This is a genomic window from Natronogracilivirga saccharolytica, from assembly GCF_017921895.1.
Lineage (GTDB): Bacteria > Bacteroidota > Rhodothermia > Balneolales > Natronogracilivirgulaceae > Natronogracilivirga > Natronogracilivirga saccharolytica.
This window is the reverse complement of record NZ_JAFIDN010000011.1, coordinates 93,279-118,395: the sequence shown is the minus strand read 5'-3', so window position 1 is coordinate 118,395 and position 25,117 is coordinate 93,279. Positions and strand designations below refer to the sequence as shown.

Genomic DNA, 25,117 nt, shown 5'->3' with positions numbered 1-25,117 from the left:
ATATTATGACTTATTGAATGTATTGATGTACGGAGCGATATCCGGAGGTTACTGCCCGTAGGACAGGCCGTGTCCGACCGGATAACCGGAGCCGACTTCAACAGGCAGTGTCCCGCCGGGCTCAGCACCGAAAACAGCGTTTACCGCAGCCTCCCATACCACCGGTGTCGGTGTGGCATCGGGCCAGCGGTCCAGGGCGTAACTGGCAATATATGCCGGGACATCCGGGAAGGACAGGATGTCATAGGGCAGTCCCAAAGCAACAACCGCCAGAGGCTTGCCTGTCTCCTGCAGCGCTTCGACCAGTTTTTCCTGCCCTTCAGGAAGCTCGCCCGCAGAATAGGTAAAAATCAGAATCCGGTCGGCATCCGCGGCTTTTTCCACGGCATCCCGGATCGCCCGGTCATCCGGATCATTGTCTGTCGGACCATCACCGTAATTCCAGGTGATGACATCATCGGCGGCCGCTCCGGAAACAAGTTCCGCCAGCTCATCGGTATAAGCCACGCCGGCCACCAGAGTAGTCGCCTCGCGGTCGCCGTCAAACGGCAGGATGTCTTCATTGCGAAGCAGCGTAATCGATTCTTCGGCTATCCTCTGCGCCGTTTCGAGATGACCGGAATAGCGGGTCACATCGTTGGCGAGCATCGGCTCGGGCGGGGTGAAATTGTCGATCAGATTGTATTTTTTCTTGATGCGAAGGATGCGCGCTACGGATGCATCCAGCCGCTCCGGTGTGATATCGCCGTCCCGGTAGGCCTGGTAGAGCGCCTCAAAGGTCTCGACCTGCTCTTCCGGCGATCCGGTGGCCATGATGATATCGGCTCCGGCCTGAACGGCCATAACAGCAGCCTCTCCGGCTCCCCAGTGCTCATCAATGGCATCCATGCTCATGGCGTCGGTTACCACGATGCCCTCAAATCCCATTTCATCGCGAAGCAGTCCGGTCAGCACTCTTTCGGACAGCGTTGCGGGCACATCGGGATCCAGAGCCTCAATGATGACATGCGCAGTCATGATCGCATCCGCGCCGGCATCAAATGCTTCCTGAAACGGTGGCAAATGGATTTCGCGGAGGGTCTGCTCATCGTAAGTGACCGTAGAAAGATCGTAATGCGAATCAAATTCGGTATCTCCGTGCCCGGGGAAGTGCTTGGGTGTGGCGATGACTCCGTGTTCCTGGCTTCCTTTGACCATGGCCCGTGTCATCTCGCTGATCAGCGGCAGACTCTCCCCGAATGAACGCACACCGATCACCGGATTGCGCGGATTGACATTCACATCGACAACGGGGGAATAGCTCCAGTTAAAGCCGGTGGCAATGCCTTCGACGGCGGTGATCCGGCCCTGTTCATAGGCATTATCGGGATTTCCGGTGGCGGCTACTCCCATTTGCCGGGGAAAAACAGTTGCCTCATCGGGGATTCGCTGGGCAACGCCATATTCCAGATCTGCGGATATGAACAGCGGAATGCCCGGTTCGTTTTCGACGGCCCAGTCCTGAAGCTGCCGGTTGAACGCTGCCATCGTTTCGGCGCGGCCCCAGTTGTAGACGATCACCGATCCGGCGTGATAATCCTGCACCATGCGGCGCATGTGATCCAGCTGCTCATCGGACGGGGGGTCGTAGGCGTCGCCGGTATCGGACATCCCTTCGTCCCAGATGGTTGTAGCCATTACAAGTTGTCCGATCTTCTGTCTGTCGGTCATTTCTCCCATTATTTCGGCAATTCTCGGGTCTGCGGTTTGATCCGCGGTGTCGCGGCGGTCATCCGACGGACCGCATCCCTTCATGGCAATCATGGCTGTGATCATGAACACAAATATCGTTTTACTGTACATTTTTCTAATATTAGCTGGTTATTCCGAATGGATTGGAGCAATCCCCGATTATTTTCCCTGCACTGTTCCCTGCATGTATTACACTCAAGTATAAATACCTTTCGGGGATATAGTCCACCGGATTTTTGAGTGGCTGACAACTTTTCAGGATGCGGCGCTTCGGATGGCCCGTATCCGCTGCAGCACGGGGGGATGAGAGTAGTTCAGGAAAACATGAAACGGATGGGGTGTCAGGTTGGACAGGTTGTCGGCCGACAGTTTTTTCAGTACCGACACCATGCTTTCCGGATCTCCGGTTGTCTCGGCGGCAAAGCGGTCGGCTTCGAATTCATGCTTTCGCGAGAACATTTGCATGATGACCGACAGTACCATTTCGATGGGCGAGTAGAGCAGGCCGAAGAAAAGCAGTCCGGCATAGACAGAAATATCCTGCATGAAGAAAGCCTCGTGAAGACCGGGCACCTGAATAAACAGCGAAAGCAGATACAGCATCACACCGGTTTGCAAGAACCCGGTTATCATATTCTGAGGGATGTGCTTTTTTTTGTAATGTCCTACCTCATGCGCCAGCACGGCGACCAGCTCCGGCACGGTGTGGTTCTCGATCAGCGTATCAAACAGCGCAATCCGTTTGTTTTTCCCGAAACCGGTGAAAAACGCGTTGGATTTGCTGGACCGGCGGGATCCGTCGATTTTGTAGATACCCTGCAGCGGAAACGAGACTTTCCGGGCATAGTCCAGGATGGCCTGTTTCAGCTCGCCGTCTTCAAGCGGGGTGAATTTGTTGAAGATCGGCATGATCCAGGTGGGCGCAATGAACTGAACGACCAGGGAGTAGACAATGATGACAATCCAGGCGTAAAGCCAGGCTATGGCGCCGAGGTATTCGAATATGGCGATGATGCCCGCCAGCAGCGGTGCGCCCAGCAGCAGTGTCAGACCGAGCCCCTTGATCCGGTCGGTCACAAATGTGGACGGTGTGGTCTTGTTGAACCCGAACCGCTCTTCTATGACAAACGTGGAGTATATCGAAAAGGGGATGGAGATCACGTACTGGGCGGCAAACAGAATCCCCATGAACATAAGTCCGGTCACTATTGTGCCATATCCGGCTTCCCGGACAAACTGGTCCACCCAGTTGAATCCGCCGGCAAACCAGAATATCAGCAGCACCGCCAGGCTGAAGGTGGAAGTGATGAGCCCGAACCGTGTCCGGACCCTGGTGTACTCCTGCGATTTGCGGTACTTCTCCTCGTCAAAGACATCCTTGAATTCTTCGGGCAGCTGTTTGTCCAGAGCCCGGAGATTAAGGAGATCGGAGATCAGATTGATCGCATAGTTGACCAGCAGCGCCAGCAATATGATGACAGCATAGATGTTCATGACCGGATTTTGCCTCCCCCGTTATTCACCGCCAAATATTCCCTTGATTTTCGACCATACGCCGCGCTTTTTGCTCACCGACTTATTTACCTTTGCCATGTCGGGTGATGTGATGTTGTCAAAAAGCTCCTTGCGTTCGGCCTCTTTTCCGGTTGGTTTCTTTCGTCCGCGCGCCCCGGCTTTATGTCCGGCCGGCTTGCGTCCGCGGGGCGGGCCCTTCCGCTGCCTGCCGCCTTTCCGGCCGCCGTCATCAGAGGAAGGCTTACCTTTGCGGGGCTGTTGTTTACTGCGGCCCTGCTGCTTTTTGCGGCCCTGCTGCTGACCGGATCCGGTGTCGCTGTCTTCTTTTTGCTGCTTTTTCTGATCCTGTCCGGCGGCTTGCTGCTGACCGGCTTGTTCCTGTTGTTGCTCTTGCTGCGGCTTCTTGCCTTTGCGCCGGTTTCCACCCGGCCTCCTTCGTCCACGGCGGCGCTTCGGTCTTTCGGACTGCTGCTCTTGCTTCTGATCCTGTCCGGATTCATCGGCAGCAGCTTTGGCCTCTTCGGAACCGGAGTCTTTTTCTTCCTTCTGCGGCTTCTTGCGACCGTTCTGACCCGGCTTGCCTTTTCTGCCTTTTTGTTCCTGACCGGAATCACCGGATTTGCGGCCGGGCTTTCCGCCATGCAGATCCGGAACCTGCAGCTTTTTGATCTCGGAATCCATCTCACGGATGATATTTTCCATGTAGCGGCGATCCTGTCCGGACACCAGTGTAATGGCATCACCGGTTGCTTCGGCGCGGGCCGTGCGTCCGATACGGTGCACATAGTCCTCAACATCGTGGGGGACACTGAAGTTGATGATGTGGGATATACCTTCGACGTCGATGCCGCGGGCCATGACATCGGTGGCGACAATGACCCGGTACTCGCCTTTGCGGAAACTTTCCAGGGCGGCTTCGCGCTCAGCCTGGGAACGGTCTCCGTGAATACTGGTGACGCTGGCACCTTTTTTCTTCAGCTCGCGGGAAAGCTTGTCCACGGCGCGCTTGGTCGACATGAAAATGATGGCTGACGGCCATTTTTCATTTTCGTACAAGTTCAGCACCAGCGGCAGCTTATCGCGCTCTTCCACATAGTACATCCCCTGGGTGACCCCTTCTGCGGCCCTGTTATCCGGAGCCATATTCACCCTTTCGGGATTATTCATCATCTTTCTTGCCAGCTGGATGATTTTCTGCGGAAGTGTGGCCGAGAACAGCAAGGTCTGTCGTTTCTTCGGGAGTTTGCTTACGATCTGCGTGATATCAGGGATGAACCCCATGTCCAGCATCCTGTCTGCTTCGTCAAGGATCAGAAAGTCGAGGTTGCTGAAGTCGATGTCATGGATCTTGATATGGTCGAGCAGCCGGCCCGGTGTGGCAACAATGATGTTGGTTCCCCGGTTGAGGGCTTTTTCCTGGCGTCCCCAGTCGTCTCCGCCATACACTTTGGCAGTGGACAGTCCGGTATGGTAACCGATGGCAAAAAAGGCTTCATCCACCTGTCCGGCCAGTTCTCGTGTCGGTGTAATGATCAGGGCACGGATGCCCTCCTTCTTCTCTTTCTTTTTTTCGGAGAGTTTTTCAAGTACGGGGATCGCAAATGCAGCTGTTTTTCCGGTGCCTGTCTGCGCCGAGGCCAGCACATCGCGGCCTTCCATAATCAATGGTATGCATGATTCCTGAATAGGGGTGGGTTTTTCAAAACCCATATCCCTTAAACCGTTTAATACCTCTTCGTGGAGGTTGAATTTTTCAAATGACAAAATATCTGATTTCTTATTGGAATAAAGGCTTATTTCTATATGAATAAGCGGTTATTAGTAGTTTTTCACTAATCTTGCAATATAAGAAATTTACCGGTGAAAGTTAAGTGTACCTGTCAGAAGGCGGGCGGGTGATTTCCGGTGAGACGCTCATGGAATACCCCTTGCGGTAAAGCACAGCTACCGTCATAGCCAGCATAAGCAGGACGCCGAACAGGCCCAGCAAGCCACCCTCCGGCCCGAAGCGCCCGCCCGTCCAGAGTTCCGGCCCCATCATATCAAACTGAAGTACCGACTGCCGGAAAGGGATGCCGCTGACGGGAAGTCCGTAAAATCCACCCTGTACAACATTCCATGCAAAATGGAGTCCGACGGACATGCCGAGCTGCCCCGTCACCACATAAGGGATGGCAAGTGCCACACCGGCCAGCATGATGACGATCATACCCATCATACTGGCGTTGGGATTGCCCAGATGGAGTACCCCGAACAGGATGGATGTGAGGGCAATGGCAATAATGCCGGCTCTGTTGCGCTTTCCGCCATAACAGAATCCCTCCGTCAGATTCTTCAGCTGATAGCCGCGTGTCCAGAGCTCTTCATAAAATCCTACTACCGCCATCGTGAGGATATACGCTCCCAGCACAACCAGAAAGTTGCGGCTCGATGCCCGCTCCCATCCGAATCCGGAGAACTCTATCCATCCCGCCGCCAGCTGAATGCCGGCAATCAGGGTCATCACCACGGCAGCCAGCGCAAAGCCGATCCCGAATTCACGCCACCACTGCGCATTCATATTCAGTCCGAAATCACGGATCGGGCGCTTGTCGAGAATCAGGCCGGCCACCCAGACGCCCATGGTAATGGCAATGCCGCCTGCTATGATCTGGAGCTGCGTACCGCCTATAGCACCGGCAAGAAGCTGAAGGGGAATGAGAAAAATGAACGAGAGCACGATCTGCAGCAACAGCCGCCATCCTGCCCTAACTCTCCCGTCCAGAGAGTTGAAAATTGTGTCAATTGCGTTCATGGAAGTATGGTGATTCTTGATTAAATCCGTGTATCTTTCCGGCTGACACATCAGTCCGGAACAAATCACTACCAGGCAGAGCTACAAATTATGTGCGGAAGATATACGCTATATTCGGATAAAAAAACAGTGGAACAGCAGTTCGGTGTGACCGTGGAGGATGACGGCCTCCTGGAGCCGGATTACAATGTCGCCCCGGGGTCTGTCCGGCCGGTCGTGCTGACACACAGAACATCGGACCGGGTAATGGGTGCCTTGAAATGGGGGTTGGTTCCGCCATTTGTCAAGAACACTTCTGAGTGGAAACCGCTGATCAATGCCCGCAGCGAAACTGTTGACGAAAAACCCTCCTTCAAGAAAGCCTTTCAGCGCAAACGCTGTGTCGTTCCGGCAAACGGTTTTTATGAGTGGAAAGATTTTGGCGGCGGCAAAAAAATCCCGTTTTATATCCGGCTTCTGGATCAGGAACTGTTCGGAATGGCCGGAATTTACGAAACGCACACGGATTCGGAAGGGAACGAGCAGCACACGTTTGCCATACTTACAACCCAGGCGAATGCGCTGATGCAGCCGCTGCACGACAGAATGCCGGTTATTTTACGGGAGGATGACTACAGTATCTGGCTGGATCCGGTCAAGCCGCAGCCGGAGATGCTTAAATCGCTGCTGCAACCCTACCCGATGGAGGAAATGTCCACCTACAAGGTAAGTACGGATGTCAACAACGCTTCCAATAACGGAGCGGAGCTGATCAATCCCCGGATGCGCTGATCCGGCAAGAGCTGCTCAAAAATATGAGGCTTTACGCTATCTGGTTGAACCGCCTGCGTCAACAGCAGTCGGCATCTGTTCGGCTGTTGACGGACAACAGCCTGCCCCAAAGAGCGGGAATAATGGCAGCTGGTTACTGCTCGTCAGGCTGGGCCGGCAGCTGTTGCTGGCCTTCCTCTTGTACAGGTGCCTGCTGCTGCGGTGCCGCTTCTTCATCAGGCATGGCCGGTGTCGCCTGTTCGGTCTGCACCGGAACGGCACGGTCCTGAATGGTACTCTGGGTTACCGTATCCTGATCAATGAAGAAGTTCGCGAGGACGCAGAGTGTAAGGAAAAGTGCAGCAAGAACCGATGTCGACTTCGACAGGAAGTCGGCTGTTCTGCGCGCACCCATCATATTTCCGCCGGCGCCGCCGGCAAGTCCGCCGCCTCCGGCAATTCCGCCTGAAAGTCCCTGACCCTGGCCGGCCTGCAGAAGCACAACGATGACCATCAATACCGCAATGATGGTGATGAGAATGATTGTCAGTGTATAAAGCATAATTTTGTCGCTACTTTTGGCATGTCAATTTTCGTAAATTACCGAATTCCTCGTTTATTTCAAATCTTCAGTTTCCACAAGTTATAACGCCGAAGCAGCGGCTGCATTATGGTTCAGGAAGATGTTCATATAGTTAACCGGATTACCAGGGCGGTTGCCGACATGGCGGATCTGAGCCACAGTTTCACACAGAACCTGCTGTTCAGCGTCGTCCTTATATTTGCGTTCTGGCTTGTCCGCGCGATTGTCCTGCGTGTGGTATTCCGGCACACAAGTGACCCCGAGCTGCACTACAAGTGGCGCAAATATTTTACGCGTGTCCTGGTTTTCATGGCCCTGCTCATCCTCGGCCGCACCTGGTTTGAGGGATTCCAATCCATCGCCACCTTTCTCGGACTGCTGTCGGCGGGTATCGTCATTGCGCTGAAGGATTCCGTAGCCGATCTTGCCGGATGGATATTCCTGATCTGGCGCAAGCCGTTTGAAATCGGTGACCGGATTGACATTGCGGGAGTAAGCGGCGATGTCATTGACCAGCGGATTTTCAAATTCAGCCTGATGGAGATCGGCAACTGGGTGGATGCCGACCAGAGCACCGGCCGGGTCATCCACGTCCCAAACCACAAGGTCTTCACCGAAAACATTGCCAATTACACCGCCGACTTCCATTTTATCTGGAACGAGCTGCCTGTGCGGATCAGCCTGGAAAGCAACTGGAAGAAAGCCAAGAAAATACTGCAGCAGATAGCCGACCGGCACTCCGCCAACATCTCAACCGAGGCGAAGCAGCAGCTGCGCAAAGCCGCACGGTCGTATCTCATCACCTACCGCATCCTCACCCCCACTGTCTACACGGATGTCAAAGACTTCGGCATCATCCTGACCATCCGTTATCTCACCAATCCGCGCACCCGCCGCGGCACCGAACATCAGATCTGGGAGGACGTGCTCACCGAGCTGGCCGGACACAAGGATATATCCTTTGCCTATCCGACCATCCGGTATTATGACCGGGCGCGTGAGGGCAGCAGTCCGTGGGGTGTGCCGCAGGACGACCCCGGCTCTCCGCAGAGCAATTCCGGCTCTGCGGAAGGTCATGCATCACGGCAATAGATACGTGAAGGCAATTGCCAGTCAAAGCAACCGCTAATCCAGACCAAAGAAAAACGTATGCGTCCGGCATCGAAATGTGACAATCCACCGCTGCCCGGCGATTTTGCCGACCGGATTTCCCGCCAGTTTCCTGATGAAGCCGGGGCGTTTCTGCGTGCGCTTGATGAACCGGGCCGGACCTCCATCCGCATCCATCCGCAAAAATGGGAGCGCATAAGCGATGATCCCGTGCCGCCGGGGGAGCCGGTTGCGTGGTCGCGGAACGGCTTTTTCCTCGATAAGCGTCCATCCTTCACGCTGGATCCCCTGTTTCACGCCGGCAGTTATTACGTCCAGGAGGCCAGCTCGATGTTTCTTGAGCGGGTGCTGACGGAGTTGTGGCCGGATGACGACGCTTCGGATGAGGGCCCCGGACTGATTCTCGATGCCTGTGCTGCGCCGGGCGGCAAGACCACCCTGATGGCGTCCCATTTCCCCGATGCGATGATCGTGGCCAATGAGGTCATCCGCTCCCGCGTGCCCGCCCTGATGGAAAACAGCATCAAATGGGGTACCGGAAATATCGCGGTCACCCGCAATGAATCTTTCCGATTCGACGAATTGGGCGGGTTTTTCGACCTGATTCTTGCCGATGCGCCTTGCTCGGGCGAGGGGCTTTTCCGGAAGGATCCCGATGCCCGCCTCGAATGGACGCCGGACAATGCGCGCCACTGTTCGCTGCGCCAGCGGTCAATCCTGTCCGATATCTGGCCGGCCCTTCGTCCGGGCGGATACCTGATCTATACCACCTGCACATTCAATCCCGATGAAAATGAACGGAATATCGCCCGGCTGCTGGATCAGACCGGTGGTGAATGCGTCCGGCTGGATACAAACAATCGTGACGGGATGACGGGTGAGAGCCGGAACGGAATGCAGCAAATAACCGAAATTCGCGAGGGCCCGGTGACCGGATACGGCTTCCTGCCTCACCGAACCGGCGGCGAAGGATTCTTCCTGAGTATTATCCGAAAGCCCGGCAGCGGAGGTGCCGTTGGCAGCACAGGTGCCGCAAGCAGCAGAAGCACCGGAGGCATCGGAGACGCAGGGGGTGGCAGAGACACCGGGGGCAGCAGAGGAGCCGGGCGCGGCAGAAACACCGGAAGCAGTGGAAGTGCCCCGGGCGGCAGGGGCGCTGCAAAGCGAGGCGGCAGGAACAGCAGCAATAAAATCGGTGCGGCCGGCAGTACGGCGGTGGAGCAGGTCCGGAAGTGGTATCCGGATGAACCCTGCGACTGGTACCAGATCGGAGACCGGCTTTTCCGGCTTCACGGAAACCACATGCATTCTCTCAGGCTGCTTTCATCCGTTTTGACGGTGCTGTATGCCGGCACGGAAGTCGGCAAGGTCATCCGCGACGAGGTGCGTCCGGCCGCAGCGGCGGCACTCGACATCCATCTGGATGCATCGTTTTTTCCGCAGATCACCTGCAACCGCGAGAAAGCGTTGCAGTTTCTGAGAAGGGAAAGCCTGCCCGTTCCGGAGAATGGCACATCCGGCGGCTGGTATCTTGCCATGCACCGCGGACTCCCGCTGGGGTGGATGAAGCATGTGGGCAGACGCATGAACAACTATCACCCTGCCGAATGGCGGATCCGGAAATAGCTGTGGCCTGCGACAAACCTGATCATCCGGAAATAACCGAAATCACCAAAAATTTTCCGAAATTAACCTGAGCCAACCGGTAACCGTCCTTAAATCACCCGATAAACAGTTCAGCTTCACAATCACACAGAAATCCATCAGCCAACATGCAAACACAGCTTCCGCGCATCTATGTCGACACCCTCGGCTGCTCAAAAAACCAGGTCGATTCCGAGGTGTTTATCGCCCAGGCGCGTGCCAACGAATTTGAAATCGTATCGGACATATCCGATGCCAATGTGCTGGTGATCAACACATGCGGCTTCATCGAAGATGCCAAGGAGGAGTCGATCAATCACATTCTGGAGGGGGTTTCGCTGAAGCAGCAGGGAAAACTGGACCGCCTGCTGGTGATGGGGTGCCTGTCGGACCGCTATCTCGATGACCTGCGGGCCGACATCCCGGAAGTGGACAAGTATTTCGGCAGCAGCCACACATCCCTTCCTGATGTACTGAAAGAGCTCGGCGGCCGGTACCGGAAGGAGCTGATCGGCGAGCGTATGCTGACCAATCCGTCCCATTATGCCTATCTGAAAATTTCGGAGGGATGTGACCAGAGCTGTTCGTTTTGTGCTATTCCGATAATGCGGGGCGGACATGTTTCGCGTCCGGCTGATGAGCTTGTGACCGAGGCCCGGAAACTTAAGGAAAAGGGCGTTCGTGAGCTGGTGCTGATCGGGCAGGACCTGACCTGGTACGGGCTCGACCTGTACGGAAAACGCACCCTTTCGGACCTGCTGGAACGGTTGTCGGATGTCGGATTTGACTGGATCCGGCTTCAGTACGCCTATCCGGCCCGCTTCCCGACGGACATCCTCCCGGTCATCCGCGACCGGGACAACATCTGCAACTATCTGGACATGCCGGTGCAGCACGCCAGCACTGAAGTGCTGAAATCGATGCGCCGCGGCATGAGCGGGCAGCGCATGAGGGAGCTGCTTCATCAGATCCGCGAAGAGGTGCCGGGAATCCGGCTCAGAACCACGCTCATCGTCGGATATCCGGCCGAGATGCGGGAGCATTTCGAGGAGCTGATTGATTTTGTGCGTGAAATCCGGTTTGAGCGGCTGGGGTGTTTTGCCTATTCGCAGGAGGAAGCCACCACGGCCTATGAGCTGGGCGATCCGGTTCCGGCGGCCGAAAAGCAGCGCCGCGTTCAGGAGCTGATGGCCGTGCAGGAGGAGATTTCCAGAGAGCACAATGAGGAGCTGATCGAGCGGGTGCTGCCGGTGCTGATTGACCGGATCGAGGACGGAGTTGCCTACGGCCGCACCGAGTGGGATACTCCCGAAGTGGACAACGAAGTGATCATCCAGAGTGCCGCTGACGGATTTTCAACCGGCGATCTGCATGCGGGTTCGTTTTACCGGGTGCGAATCACCGATGCCGAGGCGTTTGATCTTTTCGGGGTGATTGAAAGCTGAAAACCGGCTTACGCCTCAAACCCCGCATCGGGCAATCTGAGCGCCATCAGTGACCCTGCAACCATCATCAGAGTAAACACGATAATCACCCCCTGCACTCCGATCAATCCGGCCAGAAGCCCGATGAGTGCTGAGGACAGGAAAATAATTCCGACAAGCGTATTGCTCACGGCTACATAAAGCGGACGCTCATCCTTCGGGGCGGCATCCACCAGATAGGTTTTCCGTCCCATGCGGGTTCCGGCCTGGGCAAAACCGGTGATGAAAATGACCGTTGCCAGCCACCAGGCGGTGTACTCACCCCCCATCAGCCAACCAAGTCCAAGCGCCAGGAGTGCAGCAGCCGTGCCGACCATTCCGCCGTAAGCCATGGCATGTTTGCTGGAGCGGTCGGCCAGCCGGCCCCAAAAGTAGCTGCTTAGCACCATTGCCAGGCTGTTGGCCATAACAAACAGACCCAGTCCGCTGAGTCCGGTACCGAGTTCGCGTGCAAAAAGCGAGTAAAACGGAATAACCAGGGGTACGCCGAGCAAAAGGCTGCGGGCGATGACGAAATTGCGAAAATCTTTCTGTTCCGTAAGGAGCTGCCACCCTTTTTGCGCCTCATCAATGGCATTGCGTCCGCCGTCCGTTGCTCCCGGGTACTCACGTATAAAAGCAAAAAGCGTTGTGGCCACCAGCCATAATATCGCAGCGACAGCAAGCAGTGCACCGTAAAATGCAATCGGCTCATCTTCGCCGCCGCTGATCATCAGCCAGGCACCGGCCCCAAGCGCAAGCGCCCCGCCGACCGTGGCACGAATGGACAGAAGCGTCCCGCGTTTGCCTTTCGGGATGGTTTTGGCCATCACATCCTTGAAACTGACGGATGCCACCCCGCTTGAAATGCTGAACAAAGCGAGCATCAACAGAATACCGATTCCGCCCCAGAGTCCGCCGACGAAAAGTGTGAGCGGTATCATCAGAAGCAGCGACAAAGCCTGGGTGTATCCGGCCGCCACCCAGAAATATTTGCGGCGGGAATACTTGCGGATGCGGGATGACACCAGGAGCTGAGGCATCAATGACCCGCTTTTGCTTAGTGGAACCAGGAAACCACTAAGCGATGCCGGTGCTCCCATCGCCCCAAGCAGCCATGGCAGCACTAGCGAGGGGCTCGCAATTTGTTCGGCGAGCTTGGTCAGCGCCCCGTTTCCGGCATTGAGAAAAAAGTTGCCCGGCGCTTCCCGGCAGGCACTGTCGGGGATGTCGCGGCAGGCACGCTCATCATCAATAGTAAGTATTTCGTATGTTTTTTCTAGAATTTCTGTCCGTTTTGACACGCAAATACCCTTCTGGTTCAAATTGCAAAACCGAGCGACAGGGAAATCGCCCTGTTCTGCTCATCTCTGTTCATATCCTCCCTGAATACCGATTCCATCCCGTAGACAAACCGGAGTTCCGTATGAAGACGGGTTACTGCCACATCCCATTCAATCAGTGCCCCGAACATTATCCCGTAATCACTATCCTGCACCCACTGATCAATATTTCTCACCTGCTGCCCTTCTGCCTCAAACCGGGTGCTGGTCATCACAGCAATATACGGACCGGCATAAATGCCGGGGTGCAGCGGTCCGGGTACGGGAATATAGGCATTGATCAGCAGCGGTACCTGAATATAACTGATATGCAGGGAGCCCGGCGGGGTCGGGAAACCGGGATCGGCCGGGATGGCGGCATAATCGGTACCCATTCTCGTGTACAGCACCTCCGGCCGGATTGTGACCGGTAGTGCAAACGGCCGTATGTTCATAAACATCCCGAAATGATAATCGGTCAGGTAGTCGGTGTTCTCGGCATTGGCAAATGAGGCAACCTGTGCGCCGCCCTTGAATCCGTAATCAAAAAACTGACCCCGGGCAGGCTGTACTGTCAATAATGCCACCAATGCCGCTGAAACCGCCAGCTGCAACACCTGTTTTTTCGGGATGGATACGAGCCATTGCATCTGTCACCTCTTATTACGGAATCCGGATTTACAGGGCTTGCATCAGAAAGCAATCCCCGCAGAAAGCATGATCGCCCGGTTGCGTTCATCATTGTCGAAATCTTCGGTATAAACACTTTCGAGACCGAGCATGAACCGCGCTTCCACATGCACTGTGGCAAGCAGCAGACTGATATCGGTTCCCGCACCGAAAACCAGTCCGAAATCCAGGTCATTCAGCTGATCGGTCAGGTCAATATCGTTGATCTCGGAGTCATATTCGGAATCCATCTTGAAACCGACATAGGGTCCGGCAAAAAGTTTCGGGCCCAGGGGGCCGGGAAGCGGCAGATAGTAATTCAGCAGCACCGGAATCTGGAGGTAATCGATCGTCAGCGTCTCTTCAATGACATCCGGTTCCAGGTCATTGACACCGGGAGACGGAATGATCTCAAAGTTGGTGCCCAGGCGGGTATAGAGCACCTCCGGCTGGATGGAAATGGGGGAAAGCGGCGGACGGATATTCACAAAGCCTCCGAAATGGAAACCGGTCAGCATATCTGAGTTATCCGTTTCGGTTATGGACGAAAAATTGACCCCGCCTTTTACCCCGTAGTCCAGGAGCTGGGACTGGGCGGGACGGACGAAAAGCATGGTGACAAGCAATATTGCAAGAGTAAAAATGTAAGAACTGGCTGAAATACGTGGCATAGCAGGATAGTTTTTTATTTCGTACATGTGATTTGATGCGGCCGGGCTGAAGCACAGCTGAGGCAACCGGCCTTCAGAAAGGTAGTCAATTGCCCGGTTATCCGAAACGGGTTCCGGAAAGTGGTTTCAGATTGATCTTCTTCGAGGTTGTTCCAGACGGGTGAATGAAGGGGCACGGATTTCTGTTGTCTGTTTACGTAATTTATTGGTATCGCTTAAATTTGCGCACATGAACATTCTCCTGACCGGTGTCACCGGATATATCGGCAAGCGGCTGCTGCCTGTTCTGCTGGAAAACGGCCACAATGTCGTATGCTGTGTCCGCGACCGCAACCGGCTGAACCTGAATATTAAGGATACCTCGCGCGTGTGCGTTGTGGAGGCCGATTTTCTGGATCCGGAATCAATGGCCTCCATCCCGAAGGATATCGACGGGGCTTTCTATCTGGTTCATTCGATGTCGTCGCGGGCCGGTGACTTTGAAGACCTCGAGAAAACATCAGCCCGGAACTTCAGGGATTACATGGATACCACACAGGTTCGTCATGTCGTATATCTGAGCGGTATCATCAATGACGAGAACTTGTCCAAGCACCTCTCCTCGCGCAAGCAGGTGGAGGACATCCTCTCTCAGGGCAACTACGCCCTGACCACCCTTCGGGCCGGCATCATCATCGGTTCAGGCAGCGCCTCGTTTGAAATCATCCGTGACCTGGTCGAAAAGCTGCCGGTCATGATTGCCCCGCGATGGCTCAAAACAAAATCCCAGCCTATCGCCATCCGCGATGTGATCGCTTTTCTGGTCAAGACATTGCTGAACGAGGAGACGTACGATCAGAGCTTTGACATAGGCGGTCCGGAAGTGCTGACTTACCGCGGCATGCTGATGCAGTATGCGGAGGCACGCGGACTCAAACGGTTTATTCTGACTGTGCCGGTGCTCACTCCGAAACTCTCCTCGTACTGGCTCTATTTTGTGACTTCGACGTCCTATCCGCTGGCCGTTTCGCTGGTTGACAGTATGAAGGTGGATGTGACCTGCCGCGACAACCGGCTTGCCGGCATGCTGGGTATCTCACCTATCAGCTATCCCGAGGCCGTTTCACGCGCCTTTGAGCGCATTGAGCAAAATGCCATCATTTCCAGCTGGAAAGATTCGCTGATCAGCGGCAGAGTGCGGACGGGGTTGTCTCAGTTTATCCAGGTGCCGGTGAACGGATGTTTCAAGGATCGAAAAGAGCGCACCATCAGAAACAGGGAGCAGGTCCTGACCCGCATCTGGTCGATCGGCGGTGATATCGGTTGGTATTACGGCAACTGGCTGTGGAAAATTCGCGGTTTTCTCGACAAACTGTTCGGAGGTGTCGGGCTGCGGCGTGGACGCACTTCTGTGGATGACATCAATACCGGGGACACTTTGGACTTCTGGAGGGTGCTGCTTGCGGATCGCGAGCAGGGCCGCCTGCTGCTTTTTGCGGAAATGCGCCTGCCCGGGGAAGCGTGGCTTGAGTTCCGGATCGAGGGGGACAAACTCATTCAGGAGGCAACCTACCGCCCGCGCGGTGTGTGGGGGCGTCTGTACTGGTACATGGTCCTGCCGTTTCACTTCTTCATTTTCAACGGCATGATCAACAAGCTGATCAGAGATTAAAAAAAGGCCATCACCCGGGGTGCGAAAAACACCCGGAATGATAGCCTGTTAATCAGCAGATGTCATTTTCTGATGACACCGGTCTGATGACATCCATTCACTGCGATCAAATCGATGGATTTGGAGGTACATTATCCGGATTATTCAGACGCTCGCGCTCCGGATAGGGATAGAATGTGCGATTTCGCTCCGGATTTGCATCATTCGGTCCCGGGCGGCCCAGTCTCCGGCTGTCCTCGAAACGCATTCCGGTGAGATAAAGCTCGGCAGCACGCTGGCGGTAAATCTCCTCCATGATACTGTCCATATCGGTGTCACCGTCATAGGCGTCCAGGTCGGCCCCGAGATCATACGGATCGTCGTCCGCGGTTTTGGTTCGCACCATGTCGATGTAAGGCACGGCATCGGCCGGACTCTGAAGATTGGCAACGGCCTCGGCTTGAATCAACATCATCTCACCGGCCAGATATGCGGGGATGTTGGATGATTCGGTTTCGAAGAATCCGCGAAGCTCACCGATCGGAACGTCATTCACGCTGGTCTCCTCTGTTTCCTCCATATAGAACTCCAGCCGTGCATCACCATCCTCTAAAAGCGGTGTCCCGAACCCGGTGCGCGGAGCAACATATTCGAGTCCGGTTACGCTGTAGATATTATAGATGGGGTTCCGGTTCTGGGCGTCCAGCGAGAACCAGGAGGATGCACTCAGGTCGACTTCGCCAGCGGCATCGTAAGCGGCCTGATATTCACCGGAAAACAGCAGGAAGCGGGCTTTGTAGGCAAGCAGCGTGTTTTCCAGATCAAAATCATCTCCCTGGATCCGGTTTTCAAACTCGGCGGATATGGGAGTGTCCCGGATCAGGTCAATCGCATCATCAAGCAGACTCACGGCTTCGGCAAAAAGCTCCATGCGATCCACGATCCCGGCATTTTCCGTCTGATCGGTATTCAGTGCTCCACCAGCGAAATTCTGACCAAGAACACCCAGAGCAGCTGCCTTGTGGAAATGCGCCAGTGCGATGATCCCGCTTTGGGTGCCGGGTGCCAGTTCCACCCCGCCGGTGTTTTCGATGAGCTGTTCGGCCATATTCATAAGCCGGTATGAGCGCGACCAGACACGCAGCACGTTGGGGTTATCATTCTGGAGGTCGGTCCCGCCGGACTCCATTTCCAGATAATTGGCCAATGTGGTGATTGTGGCCAGCTCAAAAGTGGTCAGACCGGGATCGACCACCGAAGCCTCCAGGAATGAGGTGGCATGATAGGCCTGAATACCAGTAGCAAGGTTAATGATCCCTTCCCTGGTATTCAAGACCTCTTCTTCCGAAGCGGTATTCGGATTTGTCACATCGAGGTCACATCCGCTCAGCGTAAAGGCGAAGAGCAGCAGACCCGGAATTATGGTTTTCTTAAAATGGTTCAATCTCATAGTATTCGGTCTTAAAAATTAGCGGTTAATCCGAGGGAGAACGTACGGGGTGCGGGAATCTCAACAAAGTCAAAGCCTCTTACAACTGTGCTTTGTCCACTGACATTGATTTCGGGATCATATCCGCTGTAGTTGTCAATGGATAAAAGGTTTCGGCCCACAAGACTTGCCCGAAGCGAGTTGAGTCCGAGAACATCGGGGAAGAACGTGTAGGAGACCGAAAATTCCCTAAGCTTGATAAAGGAACCGTCCTCAACCCAGTTTTCGAAAATATTGAACATTCTGGCGTTGTATCCTTCCGGAACCTCGCCGGCAAGTTCTTTCTCGTAATCGGTCAGCGTTCCGAATGCACCAAGTGCAGCAAGTCTTCGCGTGAAATTGAAGACATCATTGCCGTAACTGGCATCAAGCTGGAAGCGAACGTTCCATCGATCACCAATCGACAAGTCATTAATCCAAGAAGCGGTGAAATCCGGATTGGGATCACCAATAACACCGGTGACAGGAGATCCGTCTTCATCCACCTTCCGTAGCGGAATACCGTCGTCGTCCTCAAGGATATTGCCGTTTTCATCCCTGGCAAACATCGTGCTGTAGTAGACACCCAGCGGTTCGCCGTTAACAGCGGCAACCTGGCCGAAAGCCCGTGGCACACTCAGCACATCACCTTCGATACCGTCCACCTCATTTCTGTAAGTGGCAAACGTAAAGGTGCTGGTCCAGCTGGTTCTCGGTGTATTGATCGGCAGGGTACGAAGCACGATCTCGATACCGCGATTATCCATGGTTCCCACATTTTCCAGTGCCGTGGAAAAACCTGTCGAAGGAGCAATGGACCGCTGAAGCAGCAGGTCTTCGGTCTGCTGATCATACCAGGTGAATTCGAAGTAGATCCGATTGCTCAGGAAGCTCATGTCAAAACCGAGCTCCAGTTCGCGCTGACGCTCCGGACGCAGATCGGGTGTACCCAGGCTGGTTCCCGGAATCAGTCCCGGCTGCCCGCTGTAGTTGACCAGCGGATAGTTGGTAAAGCGGTCAAAGGGACCGATGGCTGTCAGGCCGCCGGACTCCCCGAGGGAACCGCGAACACTGAACTCATTGATAATATTAGATATACCGCTGTCACGCCAGAAATCCTCTTCTGAAACCAGATAGGAAGCACTGATTTTCGGATAGAACTGCCAGCGCTCATCATCGGCAAACGAGGAAGAACCGTCCACCCGTGCGGCACCGGTCAGGAACAGCCTGTTTTGTATGGAAAACGTCTGCTGCAGAAAGGCACCGTAAACCACCAGTTCGCTGCGGCTCTCACCGAGGGTCTGGTCACTTCCGGCCGAGGAGATCCTTGTCACCGGAGGCAGATTGGATGATTCGCCGGTAAGCACTTCACGCTGCTCGTATTGCATGGTTCCGCCAACCAGGGTCCGTGATGTCAGCCAGTCGCTGGGACGATATTCATACCGCAAATTCAGATCGTTGTTCATCTGCTGAACTTCTCTTGTCGACCGGCGGGAGAAACCTGTACCAACACCCGGTGCCACATTTCCCGGAGGAATGAAAGCCTTGCCGGTCTGGGAATGGGTATCGAATCCAAGAGTGTAGTCAATACCGAGGTCCCGGATCGGGGTGAGGTTCAGCTGAAAGCTTCCGATGAACCGGCTGACGTCATTTGTGAAATCAAACCGGTCGATCACTTCTACCGGATTTGCCAGTACCCCATTGTCAGGGTAGACACCGTCGACCGGACGGGGATCATACGTATTCGGCCCGAAAATAAAACCGGTCAGTGAGCCATAGTTGGCAGCAATACCACCATGCGGCACGTCATTGGTATGACTGTTGACATACTGGGCGCTCATCGTGGCACTGGCCCAGTCGGTAATGGTCTGATCCAGGCGAATCCTTCCGGTTCCGCGTGTGTAATCGTTGCCTTTGGAAATCCCTTCGCGAAACAGATACGATCCGGACAGATAATAGGTCGTCTCATCGGTCCCTCCCGAAATCGAAAGATTCTGTTCGTTTCCGTAACCGCGGCGGAAGATGAATTCCTGGTGATCGTAGCGCTCCACCTCATTGCCGGCCGCATCAGTGGGATGCATGTTCACATCCAGTGTATTGCGAATCTTGTCGGTCATGAAACGGGTGTTGTACGTCACCCTGGGCGCGCCGCTTTGACCACGGCGGGTAAAAATCTGCACGACCCCGTTGTTGGCTCGTGATCCATACAATGCTGCGGCTGCCGCACCTTTAACTACCTCGATACGCTCGATATCCTGGGGATTGATGTCTGACAAGCGGTTGGAGCTTCCTCCGCCCACATCGACCAGCTCCGGTGAGTCATTGTTGACGATGACACCGTCGACAATATAAAGCGGATCGGCCGCACCAAGAACAGTGCTGGTTCCCCGCAGGCGGATGGAAATACCGCCGTCAGGCCGACCGCTGTTGACCGAGACCTGAGCTCCGGAAATCCGTCCGGAAAGAGCCTGATCCACACTGGTTGCCCCGGTAAGTTCCACGTCATCCATACGGGTAGTGGAAACGGCATTACCGAGTTCACGCCGGCGGGTCGGTACGGTCGTACCGGTCACGACGACCTCGTCCAGTCCAAGCATGTCTTCCCGCAGCTCCAGTACGCCAAGATCAATACTCATCTGGTCACCAAGTGTGATATCAACATTTTTACTCTGATATCCGACGTAACGGACCATGAGTCTGTACTCGCCGGGCTCGAGCCGGGCGCTGATTTGGAATTCGCCCTCGGGATTGGTTGTAGCACCATGAGGGGTGTTCTGAATCTGCAGGTTGGTCCCTATAAGCGACTCCGAGGTTCGGCTGTCAATGACCGAGCCTGTGATTTCATAATCCCGGGGTTGTGCCAGAAGCGACGTATGAAACGCGAACAACAGCAGCCCCAGAAAGGCATAGTATTTACCAGTCATATACGGTTGGGTTAGTTGTGGTTGGTTGTAGTAATGCATGAGAGCATGCAATGCATTGAATGATTTTGCAGCAATGGCTTTAATAATGATCCCTGTTTACTCCGGCAGCGGGTCTGAACCAAACCGGTGATAATACCGGCCGGCTGACAGAACCGGATGATCCGGATGTAAAGTCAGGTTAAATTATATCTGTACTGCTACTTTGCGATGCAGCAAAAAAATGTGCACCTTTACTGAAAGGTTGCATTTTTCACATACTCAATGATAGCACTACCCGCAACAAATGTAAAACAGTATTAATCAAACAATTTGAGATAATTATAGAAGTGATTATCTAACAATAGTTTACAGGGTATACAAACACACAGCACTGCCAATAATACGGAGGGGTATTATGACTGCCAGATCATTGTTGCTCATAACGTTATCAGTTTTTTTCATCTTCCATACGGTCAAAGCCCAGCAAACACCCGATAACCCTTACGAACCCGATTTCTTTCCCTTTTCGGTATGGTACAGCGGCGGTGATGCACGGGCACCGATGCTTTCCGAAATAACCGAAGATTCACCTCAGGAATGGCGAAGGGATCTAGCACGGATCAAGGACCTGGGGTTCAATACTGTCCGGACCTGGGTTGAATGGCAGCGGGCCGAACCGCGTCCGGGTGAGTACAATTTTGAAAACCTTCGGCTGCTTATGGAGCTGGCTGAGGAGGTCGGACTGAAAGTGTTCATCCAGTTCTATGTTGACTCCGCGCCGGAATGGGTCGGTAAACAGCATCCCGACGGAAAATTTGTCGCACAGGACGGCACGGAAATCGTATCCCAGTCTGCACCGGGCTACTGCACCGACCATGATGCTGTCAGGGAGTCGGTGCTCGGCTTCTACACCGAAACGGCGCGCGTCGCCAATGAATACGACAATTTCTACGGATGGGACTTGTGGAGCGAACCCCACATCATCAACTGGGCCAATATCGACTACGTCGCCAACGCCCAGTTCTGCTACTGCCCTTCCACACAGGAGCGGTTCCGGGAGTGGCTTCGCGACAAATACGGAACACTCGATGCACTTAACACGGCTTGGCACCGCGGTTTTCTGGAATGGGATGATGTCAGCCCGCCACGGTTCAGCACCATCCTGAGCTATACCGATTACCTGGACTGGAAAACGTTTATCTACGAAAAGCTGGCCGATGATCTGCGCATGCGCTATGACGCCGTGCGGGAATCCGATCCTGAACATGTGATCACCTCACATGCTGCCGTGTCGTCGATCATCATTTCCCCGCATCTGGGCGTCGGAGCAACCGACGATTTTCTGATGTCCGAATCGGTCGATTTCTATGGCGTCTCTCTGTACCCGAAACACAATCATCCCGACCGGCACTGGCCGGCGTGGCGCGTCATGAATATGATGGATTTCGCCCGCAGCGCCAACCGCAACAATGACGGCTGGTATGTCGGCGAGCTTCAGGCCGGCAAAGGTACCATTGCACTGATTGTCAGCGATCCGGTTACGCCGGGTGACCACCGCGTCTGGATCTGGTCGGCCATCGCCAAGGGAGCAAAGGCCGTGAACATCTATGCCTGGCACCCGATGTCATCAGGGTATGAATCGGGCGGATACGGCCTGGTGAACCAGGATGGTTCTTTGACGGATCGTGCCATGCAGGCAGGATACCTGGCTTCGATGGTCGATCGCCACCAGCAGCTGTTTCTGGATGCACAGCCGGAACCCTCCGAAGTGGCCATCGTTTACAATCCCCTTTCGCAGATGGTGGGCGGTGCCCAGCGGCGGGACGACTTCCCCATGGCTCACCATAATTCACTGATCGGCTATTACCGGGTATTTGCCGAAAATAATATCCCCGTCGATTTCATCCACCGCAAAGAACTCGAGTCCGGCGACCTTTCGCAATACAAACTGATCATTCTCCCATGGTCGATGATGCTCACACAGCAGGCGGCAGACGGACTCAGACAGTTTGTGGCGGATGGCGGCCATGCGGTCGGTGAAGCCCGGATGGCCTGGAATGACGATCGCGGATACGCCTCCGATCAGATCCCCGGCATGGGCCTGCATGATGTCTTTGGTGTCCGTGAAAACGAAGTTTACATGCGTGAACGTGGTATCGGTTTCTCCCTGGAAAAAGGAGATCATCCGGTATGGGATGTGTTCTATGATCCCGGCCAGATGGCGGCGGCACACCGTCCGACTCCCGAAGATACCCTTTCCGGAACACTTTACGGCAAATCGGTGGAGCTGATCAGTGACGATGCCGAGGTACTTTCCAACTTGAGAATGACCGGCGATCCGGCCATTGTTGCCAACTCATACGGCGACGGGCAGACCATCTTCATCGGTACGTTCATGGGCAAAGCCAATTTCCCGGATCCCCATCCGATTAACACCACATTCATGTTAGGCCTTGCCGAATGGGCGGATGTGCACAAGCCGGTGACCACGTCACTCGACAGGGTATCAGATGAACCGCTGGCAGCGCGGGTGCAACGGACCGGTGACGGCGATTACCTGCTTTTTCTGATCAATCACGGCACATCGGATGTAACCCCTGAAGTGACGGTTTCGGTCGACCAACCCGGCACCTACCGTATTCAGGGGCTGATCACCCGTGAACGGATATTGCAAACGGCCGCCGGTGATGATGATACCCTGACGCTGACCATCGAACCAGAGGTAGGTGCCAGGGATGTCCGTGTGATGCATATTGACCGGCGGGAGTTCTGACAATACGGATTGTTGCATGAACGGCCATCAGCTTTTGACAAGAACACATGTTTATATACAGTCATGACGTTATCTCTGAGGATATTATTAAGTAACTGCATCCAGATGAAGCTTCTTGCACTGATATCATGCCTGTATCTTTTCCCCGTGCTGACCGGTACGGCGGGTGCCTTTGCGCAGGAGTTCCGGCAGTCTGATCTGGATGCGTTTTTTGATCACCTGACCGAACATCAGCGGTTCATGGGTTCGGTGGCCATACTTTCGGGCGACAGCCTGGTCTACGACGGCTCCCGGGGCTATGCCGATATTGACAATAGCATTCCGAACAGGCCGGACACCCGGCACCGCATCGGCTCGGTCACCAAACCGTTTACGGCTGTGATCATGCTGCAACTCGCCAATGAAGAGAAACTTGATCTGCAGCAGCCGCTCTCGGACTTCTTCGATGGCTTTCCCTCCGCAGATGACATCACGCTGGAACACTTGCTGTACCATCGGAGCGGCCTGTTCAATTTCACCAATGATCCGGAATACACCAGCTGGATGACCGAACCGAAAACCCGGGATGAGCTGCTGGATCTGACCATGCAGTACGATCTGCAGTTTGATCCCGGTACCGGTACGGAGTACAGCAACACAAACTATATCCTGCTTGGTTTTATCATCGAGGAGGTCACCGGCGGCAGCTACCAGGAAGCACTGGAAACCCGCATTACCGGTCCGCTTGGACTTTCGGACACATTTTATGGGCGGGAAACAGCCACTGATGGCAGCGAAGCCTTTTCGTATGCGTTTTCCGATGAATGGAAAAAACAACCGCAGACCGATATGAGTATCCCGCACGGAGCCGGTGCTCTGATTTCCACCCCTTCAGATCTCGTCCGGTTCGGCCGCGCTCTGTTTTCCGGAGAATTACTTGATGAAAACGGGCTGAGGAAAATGACAGACTTGCAGGGCAATTTCGGGATGGGACTGATGCGCAATGTATATCATGACCAATCCGGCTTCGGCCATTCCGGCGGCATCGATGGTTTTCAGGCAAATCTTGCGATCTTTCCGGATGACGAGCTTTACATGGCATTTACAGCCAACGCAATGTCCTATTCCGGCAATGAGCTGATGATTGCCATGCTCGATGCCTGGCATGGTGAACCGGTTTCGCTCCCGGATTTCGGGATTGTGGAACTGCCCGAAAAGCACCTCAAGCTGCTTGCCGGAGAATATGAATCGGAACAAATTCCGCTTGGCATCACGATATCGCAAAGAAACGGCACACTCATCATCCAGGCTACGGGTCAGCCGCCCGTCGCAATGGAAGCAAGCAGTCCGACTCTTTTTCGGTTTGACCGGGCCGGTCTTGTCATTGAGTTTCATCCCGATGAAGAAAATGAGGAAAAGTCATTCCGCAGTTTCACCCTGACTCAGGCCGGACAGGAATATCTTTTCAAGAGAAAATAATCCGGCACTTTGCGTACCTTTTACCCGTAAAGGATGTGCGCGGGAGCAGAAGGAATGCGCAGCATCAACATGACCTCCATTTTCTCTACACACTTTATAAATCAGAACATAACCGACCATGCCATCATTTGACATTGTAAACCAGCTCAACCATCAGGAAGTCGACAACGCGGTAAACAACACGCTCAAGGAGATCAGTACACGCTATGATTTCAAAGGGCTGCATACGGAGGTAAGCTTCTCAAAAAAGACCAGCCGCATCGACCTGCTTGCCGCCGAAAGCATGAAGCTCAAGGCCGTCAAGGAAATGCTGACACGCAATTTCATCAAGCGAGGACTGGATCCGAAAGTACTGGAGTTCGGCGAGGAAGAAGGAACAAGCTCCGGAGCGGTAAAACAGAGTGCTGTGATCCGCGAGGGGATTGACCGTGAAACGGCAAAAAAAATCGTCAAGGAGATCAAAAACACAAAACTGAAGGTGCAGCCTGCCATCATGGATGACCAGGTGCGTGTAACCGGAAAGAAAATTGATGATCTTCAGGAGGTTATCGGGCTGCTGAAAGCCAAAAAGTTTTCGGTTCCCCTGCAGTTCATAAATATGAAGTAGGAACTGTCTTGTGAGGTCCTTTATGC

General features: G+C 54.4%; 18 protein-coding genes. 8 read left to right on the top strand and 10 right to left on the bottom strand.

Translation table 11 applies throughout. The features are described from left to right. Positions 1-48 precede the first annotated feature (48 nt). The 4 genes from NATSA_RS12925 to NATSA_RS12910 all read right to left on the bottom strand — a co-directional run bounded on the left by NATSA_RS12925 (position 49) and on the right by NATSA_RS12910 (position 6,040). Positions 49-1,842: a glycoside hydrolase family 3 protein gene (locus NATSA_RS12925; protein WP_210513021.1), complete on the bottom strand. Its 1,794-nt coding sequence runs from the start codon at positions 1,840-1,842 to the stop codon at positions 49-51. Between the two features lie 144 nt (positions 1,843-1,986). Further along, entirely contained in the window at positions 1,987-3,225 is a 1,239-nt protein-coding gene (locus NATSA_RS12920; protein ID WP_210513020.1) for a M48 family metallopeptidase, read from the bottom strand. A gap of 21 nt (positions 3,226-3,246) precedes the next feature. Beyond that, positions 3,247-5,010 carry a DEAD/DEAH box helicase gene (locus tag NATSA_RS12915; RefSeq protein ID WP_210513019.1) on the bottom strand — a complete coding sequence of 588 codons (1,764 nt, stop codon included), beginning with the start codon at positions 5,008-5,010 and terminating at the stop codon, positions 3,247-3,249. A 103-nt stretch (positions 5,011-5,113) separates the two neighbouring features. Continuing rightward, entirely contained in the window at positions 5,114-6,040 is a 927-nt protein-coding gene (locus NATSA_RS12910; RefSeq protein ID WP_210513018.1) for a CPBP family intramembrane glutamic endopeptidase, read from the bottom strand. A 90-nt stretch (positions 6,041-6,130) separates the two neighbouring features. Between NATSA_RS12910 and NATSA_RS12905 the strand changes: the two genes are divergently transcribed. Next, on the top strand, positions 6,131-6,811 hold the full coding sequence (locus tag NATSA_RS12905; protein ID WP_210513017.1) for an SOS response-associated peptidase: 681 nt from the start codon (positions 6,131-6,133) through the stop codon (positions 6,809-6,811). A gap of 133 nt (positions 6,812-6,944) precedes the next feature. On the opposite strand, the gene secG is transcribed toward NATSA_RS12905, so the two are convergent. Beyond that, positions 6,945-7,352 carry a preprotein translocase subunit SecG gene (gene secG / locus NATSA_RS12900; RefSeq protein ID WP_210513016.1) on the bottom strand — a complete coding sequence of 136 codons (408 nt, stop codon included), beginning with the start codon at positions 7,350-7,352 and terminating at the stop codon, positions 6,945-6,947. A gap of 108 nt (positions 7,353-7,460) precedes the next feature. Here secG and NATSA_RS12895 point away from each other — a divergent pair, with 108 nt between their 5' ends. The 3 genes from NATSA_RS12895 to rimO all read left to right on the top strand — a co-directional run bounded on the left by NATSA_RS12895 (position 7,461) and on the right by rimO (position 11,572). Beyond that, complete coding sequence (locus tag NATSA_RS12895; RefSeq protein WP_246481824.1) at positions 7,461-8,465, top strand: mechanosensitive ion channel family protein; 1,005 nt, start codon at positions 7,461-7,463, stop codon at positions 8,463-8,465. A 57-nt stretch (positions 8,466-8,522) separates the two neighbouring features. Next, positions 8,523-10,109, top strand: coding sequence for a methyltransferase RsmF C-terminal domain-like protein (locus NATSA_RS12890; protein ID WP_210513015.1), 1,587 nt, complete (start codon positions 8,523-8,525; stop codon positions 10,107-10,109). A 146-nt stretch (positions 10,110-10,255) separates the two neighbouring features. Further along, positions 10,256-11,572, top strand: coding sequence for a 30S ribosomal protein S12 methylthiotransferase RimO (rimO, locus tag NATSA_RS12885; protein ID WP_210513014.1), 1,317 nt, complete (start codon positions 10,256-10,258; stop codon positions 11,570-11,572). Between the two features lie 8 nt (positions 11,573-11,580). On the opposite strand, the gene NATSA_RS15695 is transcribed toward rimO, so the two are convergent. Genes NATSA_RS15695 through NATSA_RS12870 form a run of 3 tightly spaced genes read right to left on the bottom strand, consistent with a single transcriptional unit; the run spans position 11,581 to position 14,252 of the window. Continuing rightward, positions 11,581-12,894: an MFS transporter gene (locus NATSA_RS15695; protein WP_210513013.1), complete on the bottom strand. Its 1,314-nt coding sequence runs from the start codon at positions 12,892-12,894 to the stop codon at positions 11,581-11,583. Positions 12,895-12,911: 17 nt separating this feature from the next. Then, entirely contained in the window at positions 12,912-13,562 is a 651-nt protein-coding gene (locus NATSA_RS12875) for an outer membrane beta-barrel protein (RefSeq protein ID WP_210513012.1), read from the bottom strand. A 42-nt stretch (positions 13,563-13,604) separates the two neighbouring features. Further along, the gene (locus NATSA_RS12870; protein ID WP_210513011.1) at positions 13,605-14,252 is read right to left on the bottom strand and encodes a porin family protein; all 648 of its coding nucleotides are present in this window, start codon (positions 14,250-14,252) and stop codon (positions 13,605-13,607) included. 229 nt (positions 14,253-14,481) lie between these two features. Between NATSA_RS12870 and NATSA_RS12865 the strand changes: the two genes are divergently transcribed. Next, on the top strand, positions 14,482-15,903 hold the full coding sequence (locus NATSA_RS12865; protein WP_210513010.1) for an SDR family oxidoreductase: 1,422 nt from the start codon (positions 14,482-14,484) through the stop codon (positions 15,901-15,903). 106 nt (positions 15,904-16,009) lie between these two features. On the opposite strand, the gene NATSA_RS12860 is transcribed toward NATSA_RS12865, so the two are convergent. Both NATSA_RS12860 and NATSA_RS12855 read right to left on the bottom strand, forming a co-directional pair. Beyond that, complete coding sequence (locus NATSA_RS12860; RefSeq protein ID WP_210513009.1) at positions 16,010-17,332, bottom strand: RagB/SusD family nutrient uptake outer membrane protein; 1,323 nt, start codon at positions 17,330-17,332, stop codon at positions 16,010-16,012. Between the two features lie 11 nt (positions 17,333-17,343). Next, positions 17,344-20,274: a TonB-dependent receptor domain-containing protein gene (locus NATSA_RS12855; protein WP_210513008.1), complete on the bottom strand. Its 2,931-nt coding sequence runs from the start codon at positions 20,272-20,274 to the stop codon at positions 17,344-17,346. A 394-nt stretch (positions 20,275-20,668) separates the two neighbouring features. Between NATSA_RS12855 and NATSA_RS12850 the strand changes: the two genes are divergently transcribed. From NATSA_RS12850 to NATSA_RS12840, 3 genes are all read left to right on the top strand, one after another. Beyond that, the gene (locus NATSA_RS12850; RefSeq protein ID WP_210513007.1) at positions 20,669-23,026 is read left to right on the top strand and encodes a beta-galactosidase; all 2,358 of its coding nucleotides are present in this window, start codon (positions 20,669-20,671) and stop codon (positions 23,024-23,026) included. A 105-nt stretch (positions 23,027-23,131) separates the two neighbouring features. Continuing rightward, positions 23,132-24,484 (top strand): serine hydrolase domain-containing protein, encoded by a 1,353-nt coding sequence (locus NATSA_RS12845; protein WP_210513006.1) that lies wholly within the window; start codon positions 23,132-23,134, stop codon positions 24,482-24,484. 118 nt (positions 24,485-24,602) lie between these two features. Further along, complete coding sequence (locus NATSA_RS12840; protein WP_210513005.1) at positions 24,603-25,091, top strand: YajQ family cyclic di-GMP-binding protein; 489 nt, start codon at positions 24,603-24,605, stop codon at positions 25,089-25,091. Positions 25,092-25,117: the final 26 nt, after the last annotated feature.

Coding starts and splice junctions, on each gene's coding strand:
- NATSA_RS12895 (WP_246481824.1), top strand. CDS start 7,461: ATGGTTCAGGAAGATGTTCATATAGTTAACCGGATTACCAGGGCGGTT.
- NATSA_RS12850 (WP_210513007.1), top strand. CDS start 20,669: ATGACTGCCAGATCATTGTTGCTCATAACGTTATCAGTTTTTTTCATC.
- NATSA_RS12870 (WP_210513011.1), bottom strand. CDS start 14,252: ATGCCACGTATTTCAGCCAGTTCTTACATTTTTACTCTTGCAATATTG.
- NATSA_RS12875 (WP_210513012.1), bottom strand. CDS start 13,562: ATGCAATGGCTCGTATCCATCCCGAAAAAACAGGTGTTGCAGCTGGCG.
- NATSA_RS12855 (WP_210513008.1), bottom strand. CDS start 20,274: ATGACTGGTAAATACTATGCCTTTCTGGGGCTGCTGTTGTTCGCGTTT.
- NATSA_RS12910 (WP_210513018.1), bottom strand. CDS start 6,040: ATGAACGCAATTGACACAATTTTCAACTCTCTGGACGGGAGAGTTAGG.
- NATSA_RS12925 (WP_210513021.1), bottom strand. CDS start 1,842: ATGTACAGTAAAACGATATTTGTGTTCATGATCACAGCCATGATTGCC.
- rimO (WP_210513014.1), top strand. CDS start 10,256: ATGCAAACACAGCTTCCGCGCATCTATGTCGACACCCTCGGCTGCTCA.
- NATSA_RS12920 (WP_210513020.1), bottom strand. CDS start 3,225: ATGAACATCTATGCTGTCATCATATTGCTGGCGCTGCTGGTCAACTAT.
- NATSA_RS12905 (WP_210513017.1), top strand. CDS start 6,131: ATGTGCGGAAGATATACGCTATATTCGGATAAAAAAACAGTGGAACAG.
- NATSA_RS12840 (WP_210513005.1), top strand. CDS start 24,603: ATGCCATCATTTGACATTGTAAACCAGCTCAACCATCAGGAAGTCGAC.
- secG (WP_210513016.1), bottom strand. CDS start 7,352: ATGCTTTATACACTGACAATCATTCTCATCACCATCATTGCGGTATTG.
- NATSA_RS12890 (WP_210513015.1), top strand. CDS start 8,523: ATGCGTCCGGCATCGAAATGTGACAATCCACCGCTGCCCGGCGATTTT.
- NATSA_RS12845 (WP_210513006.1), top strand. CDS start 23,132: ATGAAGCTTCTTGCACTGATATCATGCCTGTATCTTTTCCCCGTGCTG.
- NATSA_RS12865 (WP_210513010.1), top strand. CDS start 14,482: ATGAACATTCTCCTGACCGGTGTCACCGGATATATCGGCAAGCGGCTG.
- NATSA_RS12860 (WP_210513009.1), bottom strand. CDS start 17,332: ATGAGATTGAACCATTTTAAGAAAACCATAATTCCGGGTCTGCTGCTC.